1 protein-coding gene is annotated in these 1,142 nt (G+C 65.0%); it reads left to right on the top strand.

Annotation, left to right across the window (positions count from 1 at the left end; all coding sequences use genetic code 11):
• The coding region (locus A3AS_RS0141965; protein WP_018323395.1) for a DUF1522 domain-containing protein at nucleotides 1–1,142 on the top strand (1,142 nt) is incomplete at both ends.

Raw genomic sequence — 1,142 nt, 5'->3', positions numbered from 1 at the left:
CGCCTCGACCGTTGCTGGCGGCGCCGTCTCGCTGAGGAGTTCGACAGGTGCGGATCTGACCGTCACCGGCAAGGCCGACCTGCTCAAGGCCCTCACCCTGACGAACTCTGTGGGCGGCGGTAACGCCACGGTCCAGGTCAACCGGACCACGAGTGCGGCTTCGCTGGGTGCAACCATCGCGGACGGCTCGACCCTGAACGTCGACGGTCACGTCATCACCTTCAAGAACGCCCCGATCCCGGGTTCGACCGGTGCTCCGAGCGTTCCGACCGGCTTCGGCGCGAGCGGCAACGTCCTGACCGACGGCGCCGGCAACTCGACGGTCTATCTGCAGGCCGGCACGGTCAACGACGTGCTGAAGGCGATCGACCTCGCCACCGGCGTGCAGACCGCGACGATCAACGCCAACGGCACCGCGACGCTTGCGACCGCCACCGGCCAGACCAACTCGTCGATCAACGCCTCCGGTCAGCTCAAGATCTCGACCGGCGTCAATGCCGATCTGTCGATCACCGGCACCGGCAACGCGCTGAACGTGCTTGGTCTTGCCGGCAACACCGGCACCTCGACCGCCTTCACCGCCGCGCGTACCTCCGGCGTTGGCGGCCTCACCGGCAAGACCTTGACCTTCTCCTCCTTCAACGGCGGCACGGCGGTCAACGTCACCTTCGGCGACGGCACCAACGGCACGGTCAAGACACTCGATCAGCTCAACACCAAGCTGCAGGCCAACAACCTGACGGCGACGATCGATGCCAACGGTCTGTTGACGGTCTCGACCACCAACGACTACGCGTCCTCGACCATCGGATCGACGGCGGCCGGCGGTGCGATTGGCGGTACGCTGACCACGGCGCTGACCTTCTCGACGGCTTCCAGCCCCGTCCAGGACACGGTTGCCCAGACCTCGCGTGCCAATCTGGTCAACCAGTACAACAACATCCTGAACCAGATCGACTCGACCGCGCAGGACTCCTCGTTCAACGGCGTCAACCTGTTGAACGGTGACCAGCTCAAGCTGGTGTTCGACGAGACTGCCAAGTCGAGCCTCAGCATCACCGGCGTGACCTACAACTCCAAGGGTCTCGGCCTTGCTGCGCTGACCAGCGGTGTCGACTTCATCGACAACGCTGCCACCAACA

The organism is Bradyrhizobium sp. WSM2793, from assembly GCF_000379585.1.
In the GTDB taxonomy this organism is placed as follows: Bacteria; Pseudomonadota; Alphaproteobacteria; order Rhizobiales; family Xanthobacteraceae; genus Bradyrhizobium.
This window is presented reverse-complemented; position numbering and strand designations above follow the sequence as displayed.